Genomic DNA, 20,290 nt, shown 5'->3' with positions numbered 1-20,290 from the left:
CGACGAACGGACCGAGGCCGGTGCGGGCTGCTCCCCTGTGACAGCCCGTACCGGCCTTCGCCGTTCCCCGCGTTCAGGCCGCCGCCGGCTCCCCCGCGGCGACCGCCGCCAGGGCCTGCTCGATCGAGCGGTTGCTGGTGAGCGTCAGGCTGAACACCGCGGTGGCCGCCAGCATCACCGCGCCGGCCAGGAACGGCGCGCGCAGCCCCTCGGAGCGGGCCAGCCAGCCGCCGAGCAGGGCGCCCAGCGGGGCCGCGCCGACCGAGAGCAGCCGCCGGGCCGCGCCGACCCGGCCGGCCAGCTCCGCCGGGATCAGGGCCTGCCCGACGGACGGCCCGAGCACCATGGTGGCCGCCATCGCGGCGCCCAGCAGGGCCAGCGCCGCGCCGCCCAGGAACGGGTTGCCGGACAGTCCGAAGCCGAGCAGCGCCGCCCCTTCGAGCAGCGCGGTCGCGGTCAGCGCGCCGCCGGTGCCCAGCAGCGAGCCCAGCCGCCCGGCCAGCGCGGCACCGAGCAGGCCGCCGACCGCCTGGCTGGCGAGCAGCAGGCCGAAGCCGAAGTCGCCCAGGTGCAGCAGCTGGTGGGCGAAGAGCACCAGCACCGCGTCCGCCCCGACGAAGGCGAGGTTGCCGATCGCCGGCCGCAGCGCCAGGCCGAGCAGCACCTTGTGGCGCACCAGGCAGCCGACGCCGGCCCTGGCCTCGCGCCAGAGCGAGGGGCCGTCCGCGGTCTTCTCGCGCACCGGCGCCGGCCGGGCCGTGCTGTCGCCGCCCGGCAGGCTGCGGATCAGCAGCGAGCTGGCCAGGAAGGAGAGCGCGTCCAGGCCGAACGGGAAGGCGCGGCCGAGGGTGAAGAGCAGGCTGCCGGCCGGCGGGCCGGCGAAGTCGGCGAAGACCGTGGTGGTGCCCTGCTGGCGGGCGTTGGCCTGCTGGAGCAGCGTCATGTCCCGGCGCAGCAGCTGCGGCAGGTAGGCCGAGCCGGCGGTGTCGAAGAGGATCTGGCCGATGCCGAGCAGGAAGGCCACCGCGATCAGCAGCGGGATGCTCAGCCGGTGCAGGACGGCGGCGGCGACCGGGACGGCGAGCAGCACGGCCCGGGCCAGGTCGGTCAGCCACATGGTGCGCCGGCGGTCCCAGCGGTCCACCAGCGCGCCGCCGAGCAGGCCGAAGAAGAACCAGGGCAGCAGCGCGGCCGAGGTCACCAGGCCCAGCAGCACCGGGTCGTGGGTCATGGTGGCGGCGAGCAGCGGCAGCGCGGCGTAGTAGACGCCGTCGCCGAGCGAGGAGGACGCCGAGGCGGCCCACAGGCGGTGGAAGGCGGGCGGCAGCTTCGGCGCGGCGGCCGGGCTCCCGGGCGAGGCGACGGGCTCGGCGGTGGACGAGGCGACGGGCCCGGCGGTCGACTGGGCGGGCCCGGCGGTCGTCGAGGCGGTCGGCTCGGCTATCGGTTCGGTGACGCTCATGTCGGTTCCCCCGGTCTGAAGAAGGCAATGGCAAGAGTGGCGTCCGGCTCGGCGGGGTCGCCGGCGGCGCGCATCTCCCGGACGAGCGCGGTGAGGCGGGCGGTGAACTCCTCGTAGGCCGCCTCGCTGAGCCGCAGGTGGGTGAGCGAGACCGCGCGCGGCCCGGGCGGCGCGGCCTCCAGGTCGGCGACCATGTGGCGCATCAGGATGTCCGGTTCGCCGGGTGCGGGGTCGGGCAGCTCGATGCCGCGCGAGGTGCGGCCGTAGTACCGCTCGGTGACACCGCGCACCTTGTTGGTGCTGACCACCTCGACCAGGCCCGCCCGCTCCAGCAGCCGCAGGTGGTAGCTGGAACTGCCCTTGGCCAGCTCCAGCTGCTGGGCCACCTGGGTGATCGTGGCCGGTCCGTCCCGCAGCAGCCCGAGGATCCGATGGCGCGTCACGTTGTTGATCGCGCGCAGCTGTTCGTCGGTGGTCAGCTTCACCGTGCCCTCGGGCACGGCGGGGAAGGCGTTCCCGGACGCGGTGGGCGCTGCGGCGGGCCGGTCGGCGCTGGGGTCGTCGCTCATGGGCACTATGGTCAACGCTTCTTGACCATAAGTCAACGGTTCTTGACCATTCATCGCCCCCCGGACCTGACGCATCGCCCGATCGCCGGTCCATTCACCGAGATTGCCGGTCTTTCCTGGTGACAGCAGGGTGGTTGGTGCCCTACATTCCGGTCCAAGCCGATCACCATGGGCGCTGCTCGGCGGGCGGGGCGGCCACGGGTCGGCGCGCTGCGGCGCTGCTGGGGATCCCTGCCACTGCCGGAGTCGCCCCATGTCCAACGAAACCGACGCTCCGCCGGCGCCCCCGGGGCAGCTGCCGGTCGTCACCCCCGCCCGCGTCCTGGCGGGGGTGAGCCTGGCCGTCCCGGTCGTCGCGCTGCTGTGGGTCTCCTCCTACGCGTCGCTGACGCCCAGGCTCGGCGGAGTGCCGTTCTTCTACTGGTACCAGATCCTCTGGATCCCGGTCTCGGCCCTCTTCACCACCGCCGCCTACCTGCTGCTGAACCACGACGCGCGCCGGCGCAAGGACCTGCGAGGAGGTGCGTCGCGATGAACCACGGCGTCAACACCGTTGCCCTGCTGGTGTTCGTGCTCTTCTTCCTGCTGGTCACGGTGATGGGCTTCCTGGCCTCCCGCTGGCGGCAGGCGGGCAGCGCGCAGCACCTGGACGAGTGGGGCCTGGGCGGCCGCAGCTTCGGGACCTGGATCACCTGGTTCCTGCTCGGCGGCGACCTCTACACCGCGTACACCTTCATCGCGGTGCCCGCGGCGGTCTACGGCGCGGGGGCGGCGGGCTTCTTCGCGGTGCCGTACACGATCATCGCCTACCCGCTGGTGTTCCTCTTCCTGCCGCGGCTGTGGTCGGTGGCCCGGGTGCACGGCTACGTCACCCCCGCCGACTTCGTGCGCGGCCGGTACGGCTCGCGGGCGCTGTCGCTGGCCGTGGCGCTGACCGGGATCCTGGCCACCATGCCGTACATCGCGCTGCAACTGGTCGGCATCCAGGCGGTGCTCGACACCCTCGGGGTGGGCGGCGGGGCGAACGCCAACTGGTTCGTCAAGGACCTGCCGCTCTTCATCGCCTTCGCGGTGCTGGCCGCCTACACCTACTCCTCCGGGCTGCGCGCGCCCGCACTGATCGCCTTCGTCAAGGACACCCTGGTCTACATCGTGATCATCGTCGCGGTGATCTACCTGCCGATGCGCCTGGGCGGCTACGGCCACATCTTCGACGTGGCCGCCAAGAAGATGAGCACCGTCAACCCGGCCACCCACCAGCCGACGGGCGCGATGGTCAGCGGCCCGAAGGCGCAGTGGGCGTACGCGACCCTGGCGCTCGGCTCGGCGCTCGCGCTCTTCATGTACCCGCACACCGTCACCGGCGTGCTGGCCGCCAAGTCGCGCAACACCGTGCGCCGCAACATGGCCATCCTGCCCGCCTACTCGCTGATGCTCGGGCTGCTGGCGCTGCTCGGCTTCCTGGCCATCGCGGCCGGGGTGGGCAAGGGCGTCAAGGGCTACAACCCGCAGCTGGCGGTGCCGCAGCTGTTCGCCGGCCTGTTCCCGGACTGGTTCACGGGCGTGGCCTTCGCGGCGATCGGGATCGGCGCACTGGTGCCGGCCGCCATCATGTCGATCGCGGCGGCCAACCTGTTCACCCGCAACATCTACAAGGAGTTCCTGCGCCCCGAGGCCACCCCCGAGCAGGAGACCAAGGTGGCCAAGCTGGTCTCGCTGCTGGTCAAGGTCGGTGCGCTGGTCTTCGTGCTCGGCATGGACAAGCAGCTGGCGATCAACCTGCAACTCCTCGGCGGCATCTGGATCCTGCAGACCTTCGTCTCGGTGGTCAGCGGGCTGTTCACCCGGTGGTTCCACCGCTGGGCGCTGCTGGCCGGCTGGCTGGTCGGCATGGTCTACGGCACCTGGAAGGCCTACGGGATCGCCTCGCCCGCCACCAAGCACTTCGGCGGCAGCAACGCCACGATCCCCGGCATCGGCGAGATCGGCTACATCGGCCTGACCGCCTTCGTGCTCAACCTGCTGATCGCGGTGGTGCTCACGCTGGTCTTCCGGGCGGCCGGGACCCCTGACGGCGTGGACGAGACCTCCCCGGCGGACTACAGCGCGGAGGAGGGCGACCCCGAGCTTGCCGGTGCGCCCCTGCCGGTGGCAGCGCATTAAGCGCCTCATCGTGCGCCCTGTGATCGCGCCGTCACCCCGCTCAACACTGAGGGGGTGGCGGCGCGATCATATGAGGGGGACACTGCGTGCAGTCGCCCTGCCGAAGGCGCCCCGCTGCCGTCGGTCCAGTACGGTCGCCCCGCCCCCACGCCCTTGACACCCACGGGGAGCAGTCGCCATGCCAGAGCTGAGCACCATCCTCAACGGACATCCGCGCCAGGAGCCCCCCGTCGCGCTGCCGTCCGTCCTGATCGCCACCCGGCACGGCGAGAGCACCGCCAACGTCGAGTTCCAGCTGGCCGAGGCGAACGGCGCACTGGCCGTGCCGATCACCTGCCGCGACGCCGACATACCGCTCTCCATGCACGGACAGTCGCAGGCCCAGGCGCTGGGCCGGTGGTGGGCCGGGCTGCCCGGCGCCGACCGGCCGCGCTCCGTCTGGTGCTCCCCCTACGTGCGCACCACCGAGACGGCGCGGATCGCGCTCGCCCAGGCGGCCGGGCTCGGCGCGGTCCCGGTGGGCCTGCCGGTCCGCTACGACGAGCGGCTGCGCGACCGGGAGCTGGGCGTCCTGGAGATGCTCACGGCCGCCGCGATCGACAAGCGGCACCCCGAGGAGGCCGCCCGCCGGCGCAAGATGGGTGAGCTGTACTACCGTCCGCCCGGCGGCGAGAGCTGGGCGGACGTCGCACTGCGGGTCCGCGACTGCCTGCGCGACCTGTGCGCCGCGCACACCGGGCGCCCGGTGCTGGTGGTGGCGCACGACAACGTGGTGCTGATGCTGCGCTACGTGCTGGAGCGGCTCACCGAGGCGGAGCTGCTGGCCCTCGAACCGGTGCGCAACTGCTCGGTGAGCACCTGGCGTTCGGCCGGCGGCGAGCTGCACCCCGAGCAGTGGAACGCGGTCGGGCATTTGGCGGCCGAAGGGGCCACACACAGCTGACTGTCCATCATCTTCGGTGCTTGCAGCCCTAGGCGGTGGCCGCCGCGCGAGCGTGGTCCACGATCGCCTGGAGCGCGCTCAGGTGCGCCTCCAGCGCCCGGCGGCCCACCGGGGTGAGCGAGAGCCAGGTGCGCGGGCGCTTGCCGACGTAGCCCTTGCGGACCTTGACGTACTCGGCCTGCTCCAGCGCCGAGACGATCCGGCTCACGCTGGCATCCGAGATCCGGCAGTAGTCCCGCACGGCGGCGAACTCCGCCTCGTGGCAGCCGGAGAGGAAGCCCATCAGCGCGAGCCTGGTCGGGTGGTGGATCACCTCGTCAACGGCGGGCGGCGGGCCCTCGGCAGGCGACAGCGGACCCTCGACGGGCGGCGGGGTGCTCATGAGCGGCCCGCTTCGAGCGCCAGGCGCCGCTCGCGCGCGGTGGTCCACCACAGGTGGACGCCGAGCGCCAGCGAGGAGGTGACCGCGCCCACCCGCAGGCCGAGCAGGGCGTCCGCCGTCCACAGGCCGACCGGGATCCCGGGGAGCCAGCCCAGCGGCCAGACCAGCATGCTCCACCAGTGCGCGCGCAGCTTGGCCTGCCGGTGCGGGTCGTCCTTGGGCAGCACGAGGACGCCGCCGGGCCGGACCGCCGCGGCGTGCACGCCCAGGAACGCGAGGATGGCCACCACCGACAGGACGAGCTGCCAGATCGCCGGATGCCGGGTGAGCAGCGTGGTGAAGGTGAGCCCGTAGCCGACGGCTGCGAGGATGCCGCGGGCCGCCGGATACCAGGCCGGGGTGGGCCGCGGCCCGACCGCGGCGCCGCGCGCCCGCTGGTAGTCCCGGAGCGCGGCCGCGGCGGACTCGGCCGACGGCTGGTCGGTGACGGACATGGTGATCCCCCTGCTCTCTTGTTCCACTGACGCACTTTCATCATGCCATCTACTTTCGTGATGCAAAAGTACTTCCGTCAAACCAGGACATCGAAGCCTCCATGCGCGTTTCTGTTCGTTCAGACCGTTCTATTGACAGGAATGAGCGTCAACGCTGCACTGGTTGCGCGCACCAGACCCAGCTCGAACTTCCCCCGCCCCCACGCTCGGAAGGAGCTTCCGTGCCATCGGTCCGCCGTACCCTCGGACACCTGTTGACCGCCACCACGCTCTTCGCCCTCCCCCTGGCCGGCGCCGCCCCCGCCCTGGCCGCATCCACCGCCGCTGCCCCCGCGCCGAGTACCCCGAGCGCCCCCGCGACCCTGGCCGCCACCCCGCCGATGGGCTGGAACGACTGGGCGCACTACCAGTGCGGCATCACCGAGCAGACCATCACCGGCAACGCCGACGCGCTGGTCAGCAGCGGCCTGGCCGCCAAGGGCTACACCACCGTGACGGTGGACGACTGCTGGATGGCCGCCCAGCGCGACAGCGCCGGCAACCTGGTCGCCGACCCGGTCAAGTTCCCGCACGGGATGGCCTGGCTGGGCGACTACCTGCACAGCCGCGGCCTGAAGTTCGGCATCTACGAGGACGCCGGCTCCAGCACCTGCGGCGGCTACCCCGGCAGCGGGGTGCCCCAGGGCGGCGGCGCCGACCACTTCGCCCAGGACGCCGCCTCGTTCGCCGCCTGGGGCGTGGACTACCTCAAGCTGGACGGCTGCAACGTGTGGACCGCGCCCGGCCAGAGCCAGGAGCAGGCCTACCGCCAGGCCTACGACGCCCAGGCGGCCGCCCTGCGCGGCAGCGGCCGGGCGATCACCTTCTCCGAGTCCGCGCCCGCCTACTTCCAGAGCGGCGAGTGGGGCAACCCGAGCTGGTTCTCGGTCCTCGGCTGGGTCGGCCAGGACGGCCAGCTCTGGCGCGAGGGCTATGACATCGCCACCTACGACGCCTCGAACCCGACCGCCTCGCGGTGGTCCTCGGTGCTGTCGAACTACGGCTACAACCGCTGGATCGGCCGCTACGCCAAGCCCGGCAACTGGAACGACCCGGACTTCCTGATCGCCGGGGACGGCGGCCTGAGCGACGACGAGTCCCGCAGCCAGGTGGCGCTCTGGTCGATGATGGCCGCCCCGATGATCCTCTCCTCCGACGTCGCCCAGCTCTCCCCCACCGCGCTGGCCGCGCTGGGCAACACCGACCTGATCGCGCTCGACCAGGACAGCGCGGGGCACCAGGCCGCCGTGGTCTCCAGCAACGCCAGCACCGACGTGCTGGCCCGGCCGCTGGCGAACGGCGACCGCGCGGTGGCCGTGCTCAACCGCGGCAACAGCGCCCGCTCGATCACCACCACGCTGGCCTCGATCGGCCTGCCCGGCTGCTCGGTGAGCGCCAAGAACCTGTGGACCGGGGCCAGTTCGACCACCGCCGCGGCGCTGACCGCCACCGTGCCGGCCCACGGCACCGCGATCTGGCGGCTCACCCCGCAGGGCTGCGCGGCCCCGGTGCCCACCGGCCAGCTGACCGGCAACGGCGCCAAGTGCGCTGACGACTCCAACAGTTCGACCACCGACGGCAACCCGGTGATCCTCTACGGCTGCACCGGCAACCCGAACCAGCGCTGGACCCTGAACACCGACGGGACCATCCGCACCCTCGGCAAGTGCCTGACCGCCGCCGGCAGTTCGGCCGGAGCGGCGGTCACCCTGAACACCTGCGGGGCGAGCGGCGCGGGCAACCAGCGGTGGACGCCGAACGGTGACGGCACCCTGGTGGCCGCCGACTCCGGCCTGTGCCTGGACGTCTACGGCGGCGGCACGGCGGACGGGACGAAGCTGGACGTCTGGACCTGCGGCAGCAACCAGGCCAACCAGGCCTGGTCCCTGCCGGTCTGACCCGACGCCACGCGCGTGCGGCGGTGCCCGACTCCCGACGAGCGGGCACCGCCGCACGTCACCCCCCGAACGCCCGCCGGTAGGCCTGCGGCGTGGTCCCCAGCGACCGCCCGAAGTGGTGCCGCAGCGCCGCCGCACTGCCGAAGCCGACCCGCACCGCCACCGCCTCCACCGACTCGCCGCTCTCCTCCAGCAGTTGACGCGCGAGCAGCACCCGCTGGCCGATCAGCCAGCGCAGCGGCGTGGTCCCGGTCTCCTGCTGGAACCGCCGGGCGAAGGTCCGCGGCGTCATGTGCGCGCGGGCGGCGAGCTGCTCGACCGTCCAGTCCCGCTCCAGTTCCTCGCGCATCCAGCCGAGCACCGAGCCGAACGAGGTGCACTGCACATTGGCCAGCGGCCGGTCGACGTACTGCGCCTGGCCGCCCTCGCGGTGCGGGGCCACCACCATCCGCCGGGCGATCCCGCGCGCCACCTCCACTCCCTGCACCTTGCGCACCAGGTGCAGGCAGGCGTCGATCCCGGCCGCCGTGCCCGCCGAGGTGATCACCGGGTCGTCGTCCACGTAGAGCACGTCCGACTCCACCCGGGTCAGCGGGAACCGCCTGGCCAGCTCGGCGGCGTTGCGCCAGTGCGCGGCGCTGCGCCGCCCGTCCAGCAGCCCGGCCGCGCCCAGCAGGAAGCTGCCGGTGCAGATGGACAGCACCCGCGCACCGCGGTCCACCGCCGCCCGCAACGCCGTCACCAGCTCCACCGGATAGCTCTCCCGGATGCCGGTGGCGGCGGCGATCACCAGGTCCGCCTCCGCCAGCCGCTCGAAGCCGTGCGGCACGTTCACCGTGAACCCGGCGTGCGTGCGCAGGTCGCCCGGCCGGTGCGAGGCGAGCGCGAAGTCGTACCCCGGTAGGCCCTCCCCGGTCCGGTCCAGCCCGAACACCTCGCAGGCCACCCCGAGTTCGAACGGATGGACCTCTTCGAGCACCAGCGCGACGACGTTCCTCAGCATGCCCGACAGGCTAGCGGGAAAGGTGGCAGTAATTCGATGGAGATAGTCGTTCCTGCCACTCGTCCCGGCTCGAACCAATCGCCAGAGTGGAGCCATGACCTCCCCGACCACCCCTGCCGGCACCCCCGCCGGGAAGCCCGTACCGACCAGCACCGGCGACCTCGCCGACCGCCTGCGCGGCACCCTCCCCGCCGCCTCTGACCTGCGCCTTGGCACACTGTTCCGATGGACCTCATCATCCGCCGCGCCCACCGAGAAGACCTCGCCCCCGCCGGCGAGGTGACGGTCGAGGCCTTCGTCGGCGACGGCCACACCGCGCCGGACGCCGAGTACGTCAACCTGCTGCGCGACGCCCACCGCCGCGCCGCCGAGGCCGAGCTGCTGGTCGCCGTCGACCCCGCCGACCTCTCCCAGGGCCCCGGCGGGCGACTGCTCGGCTGCGTGACCTTCGCGGTCGGCGGCACCCCGTGGGCCGACATCGCCACTCCCGAGGAGGGCGAGATCCGGATGCTGGCCGCCGCGGCCAGTGCCCGCGGCCGCGGCGTCGGCGAGGCCCTGGTGCGCGCCTGCGTCCGGCGCAGCCGTGAGCTGGGCCTGACCGGCATGGCCTTCTCCACCCGCCCGGCGATGACCGCCGCGCACCGGATATACGAGCGGGTGGGCTTCACCCGCTCCCCCGAACGCGACTGGTGCCCGCGCCCCGGGATCGACCTGTGGGTCTACGCGATGTCCCTGTGACCTTGCGGGACCGCTGGGGCCGGGTCCGGGTCACGGAAGTGCCACTGGGCGGACCGAACCACCGCTCCGGTCATAGGCATGGCATATGATCCCGAGCCATGACTGATGGCACTGGCGCGCGGGACGGGGTGACCCCGGCGAACGGGGAGCAGCCGGCGCAGCCGAGCGGTGGTACATGGCAGCCCGGGGGGCCTGCGAACGCACAACTCCCCGGCCAGGCAGGAGCGCCCGGAGCGCAGCCGCCGGCTACCGGACCGGTCGTACCCGGACCGGTTCCTGCGGCCGGGCACTTCCCGCCCGCCGCACCGGCCGCACCGGTCGGCCAGTTCCCGCCCGCCGCACCACAGCCGTACCCCTCGCCCGCGCAGCCGGCCCCCGGCCAGTACCCGGGCCAGGGGTCGTACCAGCAGCCGCAGGCGCCGTACCAGCAGCCGGGCGGTCAGTTCCAGCAGCAGCCGGGCGGCTTCAACCCGGCGGCCTCCTCGGGCATGGACTGGGAGGCCCTCGCCGACCAGACCGCGCAGGCCGGCAAGCGCAAGCGGCGGCTGCGGTTCGCGGCCATCGGCCTGGCCGTCGTCCTGGTGGGCGGCGGCGTCGGCGGCTACCTGGCGCTGACCTCCGGCAAGAAGGGCAGCACCCAGGCGGGCAAGTCCACGACGCACGGCAGCCCGACGCCCTCCGGCTCGGCCGCGGCACCGTCCGCCTCCGCCCCGGCCCCGCAGATCACCACCACCAGCGGTGCGCTGGCCGACAGCGGTGGCGCCTACCCGGCCACGATCGGCCCGCACGCCTGGGTCACCGAGGAGAAGGACCGCGGCGGCCACGGCCTGGAACTCCAGGGCGTCGACGGTTCCTTCGCGCAGACCGCGGGGCCGGTGATCGACACCTCGCACAGCTTCACCGTCTCGGCACTGGTCCGCAACGACGCCCCGGTCGGCAGCCGCAGCGCGATCAGCCAGGGCACCACCGCGGGCTTCTCCTTCGAGCTGGGCCGCGAGGGCTACAACGGCGCGAACAAGTGGGCCTTCAAGGTCAACACCGCTCCCGGCGACGGCAACAGCCAGGAGGCGCTCTCCCAGCAGGACGCGGCCACCGGCCGCTGGACCCTGCTGACCGGCGTCTACGACCAGTCCACCCAGAAGATCAGCCTCTACGTGGACGGCACGCTGGCCAGCTCCACCCCGGTCACCGGCGTGCTGAACGTCGCCGAGCCGCTCTCGATCGGCAAGTCGGTCTACAAGGGCCAGCCGGTCGACTTCTGGAGCGGCGCGATCGCCCGGGCGCAGGTCTGGAACCAGGCGCTGCCGGCCGACAAGGTCTCCGAACTCTCCTCCGCCAAGGGCACCGTGGCGGCCACGCCGGCCACCGCCTCGTGGATCATGGACTAGGCCGTGTCTCACAATTCCCGTCAGGCGCGCGACGCCGGGCATCCCGCCTGGACGCACCGGCGAATCATCCAAGTACGACCCAGTACGCGGACGCTTCGCCGGCACGCCCAGCCGGGCGCCCAACGCCGCGCGCTGATCCGACGCGAATTGTGAGACACGGCCCAGAGGCCGCACCGGCCTCCGCCTGGTCACCTCCCCGTCGCCGGTGCCACCCCACAGCCGTGGGACGCCGACGACCGCATCTGCCCGCTTTTCGTTAGGTATCCCGGTGAGCCCAAAGAACAGCACCGCGACGGCGAGCCGCCGTCGCGGTACCCCGGCGCGCCGGAGCCAGCCGCCCGCCTGGCGCGGTCTCCTCCCGCAGCCGCCGGACGACCAGGAGAAGTACTCCTACGCCAAGCGGCACGTGTGGGTGCTGACCGTGCTGTCGGTGGTCTGCTTCGGCTGCCTGGCGGTCAGCCAGTTCCGCTTCTCCTCCTCCAGCCCGTGGTTCTGGATCTTCGCCCCCTTCCTGGCGCTGATCAGCCTCGACTACCTGATCTCGCTGCGGCTGGACAGCTTCACCCACGACTTCGACCTGCGCGCGCACCGTCGGCGGGTGCTGCGCTGGAAGCCGAGCGAGTACCCGAGCGTGGACATCTTCCTGCCGGTGTGCGGGGAGCCGATCGAGGTGCTGCACAACACCTGGACCCATGTGCGCAGGCTCTCCTGGCAGTACCCGGGGATCGCCCGGCCGTACGTCCTGGACGACTCGGACAACCCGCAGATCGCCGCGATGGCCGAGGACTTCGGCTTCCGCTACGTGGTGCGCCCGGACCGCGGCCGGTTCAAGAAGGCGGGCAACCTCAACCACGCGCTGGGGCTCACCGAGGGCGAGTACGTCCTGATCCTGGACGCCGACTTCGCCCCCCGCTCGGACCTGCTGGAGGAGCTGCTCCCCTACCTGGCCACCGACCCGAGCGCGGCCATCGCCCAGTCCCCGCAGTTCTTCCGGATCCTGGACCAGCAGAACTGGATCGAGCGCGGCGCCGGCTCGGTCCAGGAGCTGTTCTACCGCTCCGTCCAGGTGTCCCGGCAGCGCAGCGGCGGTGCCATCTGCGTCGGCTCGTGCGCGGTCTACCGCCGCTCCGCCCTGCTGGAGGTCGGCGGCATCACGCTGATCGACCACTCCGAGGACATCTACACCGGCTTCGACCTGGCCGCTCGCGGCTACACCCTGCAGTACGTGCCGGTGCCGCTCTCCACCGGTGTGTGCCCCGACTCGGTGGCCTCCTTCCAGAACCAGCAGTACCGGTGGTGCGCGGGCTCGTTGAGCCTGGTGACCAGCAAGCGCTTCTGGGAGACCGAACTGGCCTTCAACACCCGGCTCTGCTTCATCTCGGGCTTCCTGCACTACCTGCAGACCGCGCTGTTCACGCTGCTGGCCCCGCTGATCCCGATCTTCCTGCTGCTGCTCCGTCCCGACCTGCTGCGCGCCGAGCAGACCGTCTGGCTGCTGCCGAGCGTGCTCTACACCGCGGTGGCGCTGCCGCTGTGGCACCGCAACCCGTACCGGCTGGAGGCCTGGGCGGTGCGGCAGATGTACGGGTGGGCCCATGTCTTCGCGATCTGGGACCAGTTGCGCGGCCGGGAGATCGGCTGGAAGCCCACCGGATCGGCGGGCGCCCGGCAGACCCGGCCGATGCGCCGGTTCTGGATCGGCATGTACGGCTGGTGCGCGCTGACCGCCCTGCTCTGGGTGGGCGGCGCCGTGTGGCGGCTGCTGACCCTCTACCCGCCGGACTTCGCCCTGGTGTTCAGTGGTGGACTGTTCTACGCGTGCGTCGTCGGCCGGGTGCTGATCCAGCCGCGCACGCAGGAGGCGCTGTCATGACGCACGGGCCCATCGACCGCGCCCGCCCCGCCCGCCGCCGGCGGACCGGGCTCGCCCTGTTCGCCGTCGGCATGCTGCTGGCCGGCCTGACCGGCTGCTCGACCTTCTCCGCCGGCGGCCGTGCGCAGTACAACGCCGACGGGATGGCGCCGCAGCCGCTGGCCCCGACCAGCGCCGCCGCCACCGCCGGCGCTGGCCCCAGCGCGTCCGCCAAGCCGGCCCCCGATCTGCCCTACGACGTCCGCCCGTTGCTCGACCCCGCGCACAAGTACTTCGGGGTCGCGGCGGAGGGCGCGCCGGACTCGATGCAGTCGGTGCAGGACTACACCAACCTGGTGGGCAAGAAGCCGAACCTGGTCGAGTTCTACTCCGCCTGGGGCGACCCGTTCGACGGCGGCGGCTCGGCCAACGCCTGGAACTCCGGCGCGCTGCCGTTCATGTCCTGGGAGCCGAAGACCGTCTCGCTGGCCGACATAGCGGCCGGCAAGAGCGACGACTACATCCGCCAGGTCGCCACCGCGATACGGCAGACCAACCGGCCGCTCGCGCTCAGCTTCGGCCACGAGATGAACGGCGACTGGTCGCCGTGGGGCAACAAGCACGCGACCCCGGCCGACTTCGTCGCGGCCTGGCGGCACATCCACGATATCTTCCAGAACGTCGGCGCCACCTCGGTGATCTGGGTCTGGAGCCCGAACCAGACCAACATCGCGCACAACCCGCTGCAGCCGTACTGGCCGGGCGACGGCTACGTCGACTGGGTCGGGGTGATCGGCTACTACGGCCAGAGCAACCTGCACACCTTCAAGACGCTCTTCGAACCGACCCTGGACGAGATCCGGGTGTTCACCGCCAAGCCGTTCCTGATCGCCGAGACCGCCTCCTCCCCCGGCCCCGGCAAGGGGGACGACATCGACGACCTGTTCAGCACCGTCGAGGCGCGCAGCGACATCCTCGGGTTCGTCTGGTTCAACTTCCACAAGAACGTCGCCGGCGAGACCAACTGGCGGGTCGACAGCAGCCCGCAGGCCCAGGACGCCTTCCGGCACGACGCCGCCGACCCGCGCTTCGGATTCGACGTGCGCCAGCCCTGATGGACACGACCATGAAGACCACCGAACCCATCGAACCCACCGGGTCCGCCAGGTCCACCGATCCCGGTGAGCCCGACAACCCCGGCGACCCCGGCGACCCGCCTGGGCCCGTCGACAGCGGGCCCGCCGAGCCCGAGGGGGCCGCGGCCCGGCCCGACCGCGGCTACCAGCTGCCGACACCGCAGGACGCCGCCTGGTCCGTCGACTCGCGGCGGGCCAGCCGGATCAGCCGACTGCTGCTGCTCGGCATCCTGGCGATCCAGGGCGGCCTGTCGCTGCGGATGCACGGGCGCGCCTTCGAGGACGAGGCGCTCTACATCGCGGCCGGCCACCTGGAGCTGCACCACCTGCTGCACGGTGCGCCGATCCCGTCCGACTTCAACGGCTTCTTCTCCGGCTACCCGCTGCTCTACCCGGTGCTGGCCGGCGCGGTCGACTCGTTCGCCGGCCTGACCGGCGTGCGGCTGGTCAGCCTGGCCATGATGCTCGGCACCACCGGGCTGCTGTTCGGCATGACCCGGCGGATGTTCAACGACCGGGCCGCGCTGGGCGCCGCCGCGCTCTTCTCGGTGGTGCAGTCGACGATCTTCCTCGGCTACTTCGCCACCTTCGACGCAGCCGCGCTCTTCCTCCTCGCGGTGGCCGCCTGGACCGTGGTGCGGACCACCGGCAAGCACCCGGCGACCATCCTGCTGGCCGTGGTGCCGGCGGTCCTGGCGATGGCCGTCAAGTACGCGGCCGGCCTGTTCCTGCCCACCCTGCTGGTGCTCGCCGTGCTCTCCGGCGCGCGGTTCACGCGGCACCAGGCGCTGGCCCGCGGGCTCTGCTTCGGGCTCGGCACCGGCACGGTGCTGGGGGTCGTGGCGTACTTCTCGGGTGCGATCAGCGGCCTCAGCCAGACCACCACGGCCCGCGCGCACGGCACGTCCTCGCCGCTGTCGCTCTTCGAACTGTCCGGCCAGTGGGGCGGGCTGGTCTTCCTGACCGCGGTGGGCGGTGCGATCGCCTACGTCCGCCGTTCCCGGATGGGCGAGATGCCCTGGTCCCCGAACGACACCCCGGGGCGGGTCCGGCGCATCCTGCTCGGCGTGACGCTCTGCGGCTCCGCCCTGCTCGCCCCGGCCTACCAGTCGTACCTGCAGACCGACACCTCGCTCTTCAAGCACGTCGGCTTCGGCCTGTTCTTCGCCGCCCCGATGGCCGGGCTCGGCCTGTCCCGCCTGGTCGGCCCGCACTTCCGGCAGCCGCAGCTCGGCATCATGCTCTACGTGCTGGTGCTGGTCCTCGGCATGGTCCAGGCCCACCACGAGTTCACGCCGCCGGACTCCACCCGGATGGCCGAGGAGGTCCAGCGCCTGACGGTGCCGAACGGGCACTACCTCGCCGAGGAGTACGAGATCCCGGCGTACTACCTGCGCAGGACCACCAGTTGGGACCAGTGGCAGTCCACCTTCGCGATCGACTACGTGGGCAAGGACCACAAGCACCACTACGGGAACGACGGGTTCAGCACCGCGGTCAAGGACGGCTACTTCAACGTCATCGTGCTGACCGGGAACGTCACGCCGGACGCCGACGCCGCCGTCACCGAGGCACTGCAGGGCAGCTCCGCCTACCGACTGGTCGCGACCCTGCCGTTCCACACCCAGTACGGCGACAGCACCTACCGGATCTGGACCCGGCAGTGATCCCCCGCAGCCGACCGGCTTCCGACGGCCCCGGCACCCGACGCCCCCGTCCGACCCCCCAGCCATCCCCCAGCGGAGACTCCCCCATGAGCCTGGACGAGGCCCCGGCCGCCGACCTGGCAGCCGTCCCCGAGCGGGATCCGGACGCCGCCGCGGCACCCCCCGCGGGCGGCCGGCGCGCCAGGCGCCAGGCCGAGCGCGCCGAGCGCGCCGACCGCACCGGCGGGCCGCTCGCCGCCCTGCTGCTGCTCGGACTGCCGGCCGCCACCGCACTGGTGCTCTGCCTGCACGACATCGGCAAGCGGCAGATGTGGCGGGACGAGCACGCCAGCTGGTGGGCGTCCACCCTGTCGATCGGCGACCTCAGCAAGCTGATCCACAACGTGGACATCGTGCTGCTGCCCTACTACCTGTTCCTGCACGGCTGGATCGACCTGTTCGGCGACTCGCCCACCGCGCTGCGGGTCCCGTCCGCGATCGCGATGGCGATGGCGGCGGGGTGGCTGGCGCTGCTCGGCCGCCGGCTCTTCACGCCCGCCACCGGGCTGCTGGCCGGCCTCCTGCTGGCGGTCCTGCCCGGCGCCGTCCGGTACGGCCAGGAGGCCCGTCCCTACGCCTTCGCGGTGCTGGTCGCCATCGCCTCCACCCACCTGCTCGTCCGCGCCCTGGAGCGCCCCTCGCTGAAGGCATGGGCGGGCTACGCGGCGACCGTCCCGCTGCTCGGCTGGACCCACCTGGTGACCCTCTCGGTGCTGGCCGGCCACCTGGCCGCCGTGCTCACCGGCACCCGCAAGGCCGACCTGGTCCCCCGCTGGGCCTTCACCGCCGCCGTGCTGGCCGGCGGCTCGCTGACGGTCCCGATGGTGCTGCAGGGTCAGGCGCAGAGCGCCCAGATCGCCTGGAACAGGACCGGGCTCACCGACCTCAGGAACTACCCGGACACGCTCTTCCTGTCCTGGCACGTCGGGCTCGCGGTGCTGGCCGTGGGTCTGCTGGGGCTGCTGGCGGCCCGTCGGCACGCCGCCCTGCTCGCGGCCTGGGCGCTGCTGCCGCCGCTGGTGACCTTCGCCACCGCAAGCTGGCTGCACCTCTTCCTCAACCGCTACCTGCTCTTCACCCTGCCAGCCTGGGCGCTGCTGGCCGCCGCCGCGGTCTGCCGCATCGCCGGGCCGCTCACCCGCGAGGCCCGCCCCGCACTGCCGCGCCGGCTGCTCAGCTGGGTGCTGGTCGCCGCCGCGGTCGCCGGACTCGGCTGGACGGCCTGGCCCGGGATCCGGGCGACCCATCAGGACCTTGCGGGCGAGCCGGACTACGACCAGCTCACCCGGATCATGCTGCACGACCAGCAGCCCGGCGACGGCATCGTCTACAGCGGGATCCTGCAGGAGCGGATGTCGATGGCCTACGAGCTGCGCGACGTCAGGACCGCCCCGAAGGATATCCTGCTGCAGAAGTCGGCCGCCGTCACCGGCCTCTACTCGGCCCAGGAGTGCGACGACCCGGACGCCTGCGCAGCCAACACCAACCGGATCTGGCTGGTGTCCACCGGCACCGGAGCCGACCCGCTGGCCGCGCTCCCGCCGCAGACCGCCGAGGTGCTCCGCAGCCAGTTCCAGGCCACCCGGACCGACGCCCTCCCCTGGGTCAAGCTGGTCCTGCTGAGCCGGGTCCACCCCTCCCGCCGGGCCTCGGTGGCGGACGACCTCGGCGACCACAACGTGCAGATGGCGCCTGGCACCAGCTGACATTGCGGCCATCTGGTGTCGGTTTCACCACTCCACGCGACACTACATATGGGGTTGCTCGAAGCGGCTACCACTACATGTATGCTCACTCTCGCTGTCGACGCAGGGGAATCCGGTGGAAGTCCGGGACTGCCCCGCAACGGTGAGCGGCTGCGCCCACGGGTGCCCGCGAGTCCGGTTACCTGCCGACGGTGTGCCACCGGGCTTCCCCGCAGACGCCTTCATGCACAGCTGTACCGTCCGGCCTCGCGGGCAGGCCAGGGTGGATGACGCGCGCCGGAAAGTTTCGGCGTGCTGTTCTGCCCTGCCGCGCGCGCGGGCCACGGACTCCGCCAGTCCGCCGCCGCCACAGGAGAGAGCGCCTTGACCGTCGTTGACTCAGTTACCCTGCCCTCACAGGGTTCTTCCCCCAGCCTCCGGCCTGGCGGTGCCTCCAACGACGCCCAGACCGACCCCGGGGCCGCGCTGCTTCGGCTGCTCACCGACCGAAGCACCGACCTCCCCCAGGTGGACCCCGGCCACGTCGCCGCCGCCGCGCTGCGCGGCCGTCACGCCGGTTCGGACTTCGCCGAACTGCGCGGGCTGGCCGTGGACGCCGCAGCCTCGATGATCGCCGAGGACCCCCAGTACTCGAAGCTGGCCGCCCGCCTGCTCGCCCAGGAGATCGCCGACGAGGCGATCGGCCAGGGCGCCCTGTCCTTCGCCGCCTCGATCGCGGTGGGCCACACCGAGGGCCTGATCGGCGACAGCACCGCCGCCTTCGTGGCCAAGCACGCCGAGGCCCTGGACGCGCTGATCGACACCCGCGGCGACGACCGGTTCGAGTACTTCGGCCTGCGCACCGTGCAGTCCCGCTACCTGCTGCGCCACCCGATCACCCGCAAGGTGATCGAGACCCCGCAGCACTTCCTGCTCCGCGTCGCCTGCGGCCTGGCGGTCGGCGACGACGAGCAGTCGGTGCGCGAGGTGGCCGAGCTCTACGCCCTGATGAGCGCGCTCTCCTACCTGCCCTCCTCGCCCACCCTGTTCAACTCCGGCACCCGGCACCCGCAGATGTCCAGCTGCTACCTGCTGGACTCGCCGCTGGACAACCTGGACTCGATCTACTCCCGGTACGCCCAGATCGCCCGGCTGTCCAAGCACGCCGGCGGCATCGGCCTGTCCTACTCCCGGATCCGCTCGCGCGGCAGCCTGATCCGCGGCACCAACGGCAAGTCCAACGGCATCGTGCCGTTCCTGCGCACCCTGGACTCCTCGGTCGCCGCCGTCAACCAGGGCGGCCGTCGCAAGGGCGCGGCCTGCGTGTACCTGGAGACCTGGCACGCGGACATCGAGGAGTTCCTGGAGCTGCGGGACAACACCGGTGAGGAGGCCCGCCGCACCCACAACCTCAACCTGGCGCACTGGATCCCGGACGAGTTCATGCGCCGGGTCAACGCCAACGCCGACTGGTCGCTCTTCTCCCCCGCCGACGTCCCCGAGCTGGTCGACCTGTGGGGCGCGGAGTTCGACGAGGCGTACCTGAAGGCCGAGGCCCAGGGCAAGGCCGTGCGGACCATCCCGGCCCAGACCCTGTACGCCCGGATGATGCGCACCCTGGCGCAGACCGGCAACGGCTGGATGACCTTCAAGGACGCCTCCAACCGGGCGGCCAACCAGACCGCGCTGCCCGGCCGCACGGTGCACTCCTCCAACCTGTGCACCGAGATCCTGGAGGTCACCGACGACTCCGAGACCGCGGTCTGCAACCTGGGCTCGGTCAACCTCGGTGCCCACGTGGCCGACGGCGCCACCGCCGGCGACCTGCTGAACGCGATGGACTGGGCGCGCCTGGACGCCACCGTGCGCACCGCGGTGACCTTCCTGGACCGCGTGGTGGACATCAACTTCTACCCGACCACCGAGGCCGGCGCCTCCAACTCGCGCTGGCGCCCGGTGGGCCTGGGCGTGATGGGCCTGCAGGACGTCTTCTTCAAGCTGCACCTGGACTTCGACTCCGCCGAGGCCAAGCAGCTCTCCACGCTGATCGCCGAGCGCATCATGCTCACCGCCTACGAGCGCTCCAGCGAGCTGGCCGAGAGCTTCGGGCAGCACCCGGCCTACGCCGAGACCCGCGCCGCCCGCGGCGAGCTGCACATCGACCACTTCGCCACGGCGCCGCACTGGCAGGACCGCTGGGACGCGCTGCGCGCGAAGATCGCCGCCACCGGCCTGCGCAACTCGCTGCTGCTGGCGATCGCCCCGACCGCCACCATCGCCTCGATCGCGGGCGTGTACGAGTGCATCGAGCCGCAGGTCTCCAACCTCTTCAAGCGCGAGACCCTCTCCGGCGAGTTCCTCCAGGTCAACCCCTACCTGGTGCGCGAGCTCAAGGAGTTGGGCGTCTGGGACCAGCAGACCCGCGACGCGCTGCGCGACGCCAACGGCTCGGTCCAGGAGCTGGGCTGGCTGCCCGCCGAGCTGCGCTCGCGCTACCGCACCGCCTGGGAGCTGCCGCAGCGCGCGCTGATCGATCTGGCCGCCGCGCGGCAGCCCTACATCGACCAGAGCCAGTCGCTGAACCTCTTCATGGCCGCGCCGACCATCGGCAAGCTCAGCTCGATGTACGCCTACGCGTGGAAGGTGGGTCTGAAGACCACCTACTACCTGCGCTCGCGCCCGGCCACCCGGATCGCCCAGGCCGCCAGCGGCGCCGCCAAGACCGCGGTCCCGGTGCCCTCCCCCACCATGACCGCTGAGGAGCAGGCCGCCGCCATCGCCTGCTCCCTGGAGAACCCCGAGTCCTGCGAGGCCTGCCAGTGACCACCCCCG

Annotated in this window: 16 protein-coding genes and 1 riboswitch; of the genes, 11 read left to right on the top strand and 5 right to left on the bottom strand. The window is 72.3% G+C overall.

Annotation, left to right across the window (positions count from 1 at the left end; translation table 11 throughout):
• Positions 1–73 precede the first annotated feature (73 nt).
• A complete protein-coding gene (locus tag OG500_RS24005; RefSeq protein ID WP_327068885.1) occupies positions 74–1,462 on the bottom strand; it encodes an MFS transporter in 1,389 nt (462 codons plus the stop codon).
• A complete protein-coding gene (locus OG500_RS24000; RefSeq protein ID WP_327068884.1) occupies positions 1,459–2,031 on the bottom strand; it encodes an ArsR/SmtB family transcription factor in 573 nt (190 codons plus the stop codon). Before OG500_RS24000 ends, OG500_RS24005 begins: the two co-directional genes overlap by 4 nt.
• Positions 2,032–2,284: 253 nt before the next feature.
• On the opposite strand from OG500_RS24000, the gene OG500_RS23995 reads away from it, so the two are divergent.
• The 3 genes from OG500_RS23995 to OG500_RS23985 all read left to right on the top strand — a co-directional run bounded on the left by OG500_RS23995 (position 2,285) and on the right by OG500_RS23985 (position 5,137).
• Positions 2,285–2,566, top strand: coding sequence for a DUF3311 domain-containing protein (locus tag OG500_RS23995; RefSeq protein WP_327068883.1), 282 nt, complete (start codon positions 2,285–2,287; stop codon positions 2,564–2,566).
• The gene (gene mctP / locus OG500_RS23990; protein WP_327068882.1) at positions 2,563–4,194 is read left to right on the top strand and encodes a monocarboxylate uptake permease MctP; all 1,632 of its coding nucleotides are present in this window, start codon (positions 2,563–2,565) and stop codon (positions 4,192–4,194) included. The genes OG500_RS23995 and mctP overlap by 4 nt, the downstream gene beginning before the upstream one ends.
• Before the next feature lie 178 nt (positions 4,195–4,372).
• Entirely contained in the window at positions 4,373–5,137 is a 765-nt protein-coding gene (locus OG500_RS23985) for a histidine phosphatase family protein (protein ID WP_327068881.1), read from the top strand.
• A 28-nt stretch (positions 5,138–5,165) separates the two neighbouring features.
• Here OG500_RS23985 and OG500_RS23980 read toward each other — a convergent pair whose 3' ends face one another.
• Both OG500_RS23980 and OG500_RS23975 read right to left on the bottom strand, forming a co-directional pair.
• On the bottom strand, positions 5,166–5,519 hold the full coding sequence (locus OG500_RS23980) for a winged helix-turn-helix domain-containing protein (protein ID WP_327068880.1): 354 nt from the start codon (positions 5,517–5,519) through the stop codon (positions 5,166–5,168).
• Complete coding sequence (locus OG500_RS23975) at positions 5,516–6,013, bottom strand: hypothetical protein (protein ID WP_327068879.1); 498 nt, start codon at positions 6,011–6,013, stop codon at positions 5,516–5,518. Before OG500_RS23975 ends, OG500_RS23980 begins: the two co-directional genes overlap by 4 nt.
• 221 nt (positions 6,014–6,234) lie before the next feature.
• Here OG500_RS23975 and OG500_RS23970 point away from each other — a divergent pair, with 221 nt between their 5' ends.
• Positions 6,235–7,950 (top strand): ricin-type beta-trefoil lectin domain protein, encoded by a 1,716-nt coding sequence (locus OG500_RS23970; protein WP_327068878.1) that lies wholly within the window; start codon positions 6,235–6,237, stop codon positions 7,948–7,950.
• A gap of 58 nt (positions 7,951–8,008) precedes the next feature.
• Here the strand turns inward: OG500_RS23970 and OG500_RS23965 are convergent, their stop codons facing one another.
• Positions 8,009–8,953, bottom strand: a complete 945-nt coding sequence (locus tag OG500_RS23965; RefSeq protein ID WP_329583323.1) for a helix-turn-helix domain-containing protein — start codon at positions 8,951–8,953, stop codon at positions 8,009–8,011.
• Between the two features lie 225 nt (positions 8,954–9,178).
• Here OG500_RS23965 and OG500_RS23960 point away from each other — a divergent pair, with 225 nt between their 5' ends.
• From OG500_RS23960 to OG500_RS23930, 7 genes are all read left to right on the top strand, one after another.
• Positions 9,179–9,691 (top strand): GNAT family N-acetyltransferase, encoded by a 513-nt coding sequence (locus OG500_RS23960; RefSeq protein WP_327068876.1) that lies wholly within the window; start codon positions 9,179–9,181, stop codon positions 9,689–9,691.
• Between the two features lie 488 nt (positions 9,692–10,179).
• Positions 10,180–11,079 (top strand): LamG domain-containing protein, encoded by a 900-nt coding sequence (locus tag OG500_RS23955; protein WP_329583318.1) that lies wholly within the window; start codon positions 10,180–10,182, stop codon positions 11,077–11,079.
• 268 nt (positions 11,080–11,347) lie between these two features.
• On the top strand, positions 11,348–12,952 hold the full coding sequence (locus tag OG500_RS23950; RefSeq protein WP_442789216.1) for a glycosyltransferase family 2 protein: 1,605 nt from the start codon (positions 11,348–11,350) through the stop codon (positions 12,950–12,952).
• Entirely contained in the window at positions 12,949–14,046 is a 1,098-nt protein-coding gene (locus tag OG500_RS23945; protein ID WP_329583315.1) for a glycoside hydrolase family 26 protein, read from the top strand. Before OG500_RS23950 ends, OG500_RS23945 begins: the two co-directional genes overlap by 4 nt.
• An 11-nt stretch (positions 14,047–14,057) precedes the next feature.
• Positions 14,058–15,734 carry an ArnT family glycosyltransferase gene (locus tag OG500_RS23940; RefSeq protein ID WP_327068873.1) on the top strand — a complete coding sequence of 559 codons (1,677 nt, stop codon included), beginning with the start codon at positions 14,058–14,060 and terminating at the stop codon, positions 15,732–15,734.
• Positions 15,735–15,820: 86 nt separating this feature from the next.
• Complete coding sequence (locus tag OG500_RS23935) at positions 15,821–17,479, top strand: glycosyltransferase family 39 protein (RefSeq protein WP_327068872.1); 1,659 nt, start codon at positions 15,821–15,823, stop codon at positions 17,477–17,479.
• A gap of 75 nt (positions 17,480–17,554) precedes the next feature.
• Positions 17,555–17,683: riboswitch (cobalamin riboswitch) on the top strand.
• Positions 17,684–17,944: 261 nt separating this feature from the next.
• Entirely contained in the window at positions 17,945–20,281 is a 2,337-nt protein-coding gene (locus OG500_RS23930) for a ribonucleoside-diphosphate reductase subunit alpha (protein WP_327071665.1), read from the top strand.
• Positions 20,282–20,290 lie beyond the last annotated feature (9 nt).

It is taken from the genome of Kitasatospora sp. NBC_01250, assembly GCF_036226465.1.
Classification (GTDB): domain Bacteria; phylum Actinomycetota; class Actinomycetes; order Streptomycetales; family Streptomycetaceae; genus Kitasatospora.
Note: the sequence above shows the minus strand (reverse complement) of the source record. Positions and strands in the feature narration are given on the sequence as shown.

Bases quoted from the DNA above. Each gene is read 5' to 3' on its own strand.
- mctP (WP_327068882.1), top strand. From the start codon at position 2,563: ATGAACCACGGCGTCAACACCGTTGCCCTGCTGGTGTTCGTGCTCTTC.
- OG500_RS23955 (WP_329583318.1), top strand. From the start codon at position 10,180: ATGGACTGGGAGGCCCTCGCCGACCAGACCGCGCAGGCCGGCAAGCGC.
- OG500_RS23935 (WP_327068872.1), top strand. From the start codon at position 15,821: ATGAGCCTGGACGAGGCCCCGGCCGCCGACCTGGCAGCCGTCCCCGAG.
- OG500_RS23980 (WP_327068880.1), bottom strand. From the start codon at position 5,519: ATGAGCACCCCGCCGCCCGTCGAGGGTCCGCTGTCGCCTGCCGAGGGC.
- OG500_RS24005 (WP_327068885.1), bottom strand. From the start codon at position 1,462: ATGAGCGTCACCGAACCGATAGCCGAGCCGACCGCCTCGACGACCGCC.
- OG500_RS23940 (WP_327068873.1), top strand. From the start codon at position 14,058: ATGAAGACCACCGAACCCATCGAACCCACCGGGTCCGCCAGGTCCACC.
- OG500_RS23945 (WP_329583315.1), top strand. From the start codon at position 12,949: ATGACGCACGGGCCCATCGACCGCGCCCGCCCCGCCCGCCGCCGGCGG.
- OG500_RS23985 (WP_327068881.1), top strand. From the start codon at position 4,373: ATGCCAGAGCTGAGCACCATCCTCAACGGACATCCGCGCCAGGAGCCC.
- OG500_RS23960 (WP_327068876.1), top strand. From the start codon at position 9,179: ATGGACCTCATCATCCGCCGCGCCCACCGAGAAGACCTCGCCCCCGCC.
- OG500_RS23975 (WP_327068879.1), bottom strand. From the start codon at position 6,013: ATGTCCGTCACCGACCAGCCGTCGGCCGAGTCCGCCGCGGCCGCGCTC.
- OG500_RS23995 (WP_327068883.1), top strand. From the start codon at position 2,285: ATGTCCAACGAAACCGACGCTCCGCCGGCGCCCCCGGGGCAGCTGCCG.
- OG500_RS24000 (WP_327068884.1), bottom strand. From the start codon at position 2,031: ATGAGCGACGACCCCAGCGCCGACCGGCCCGCCGCAGCGCCCACCGCG.
- OG500_RS23965 (WP_329583323.1), bottom strand. From the start codon at position 8,953: ATGCTGAGGAACGTCGTCGCGCTGGTGCTCGAAGAGGTCCATCCGTTC.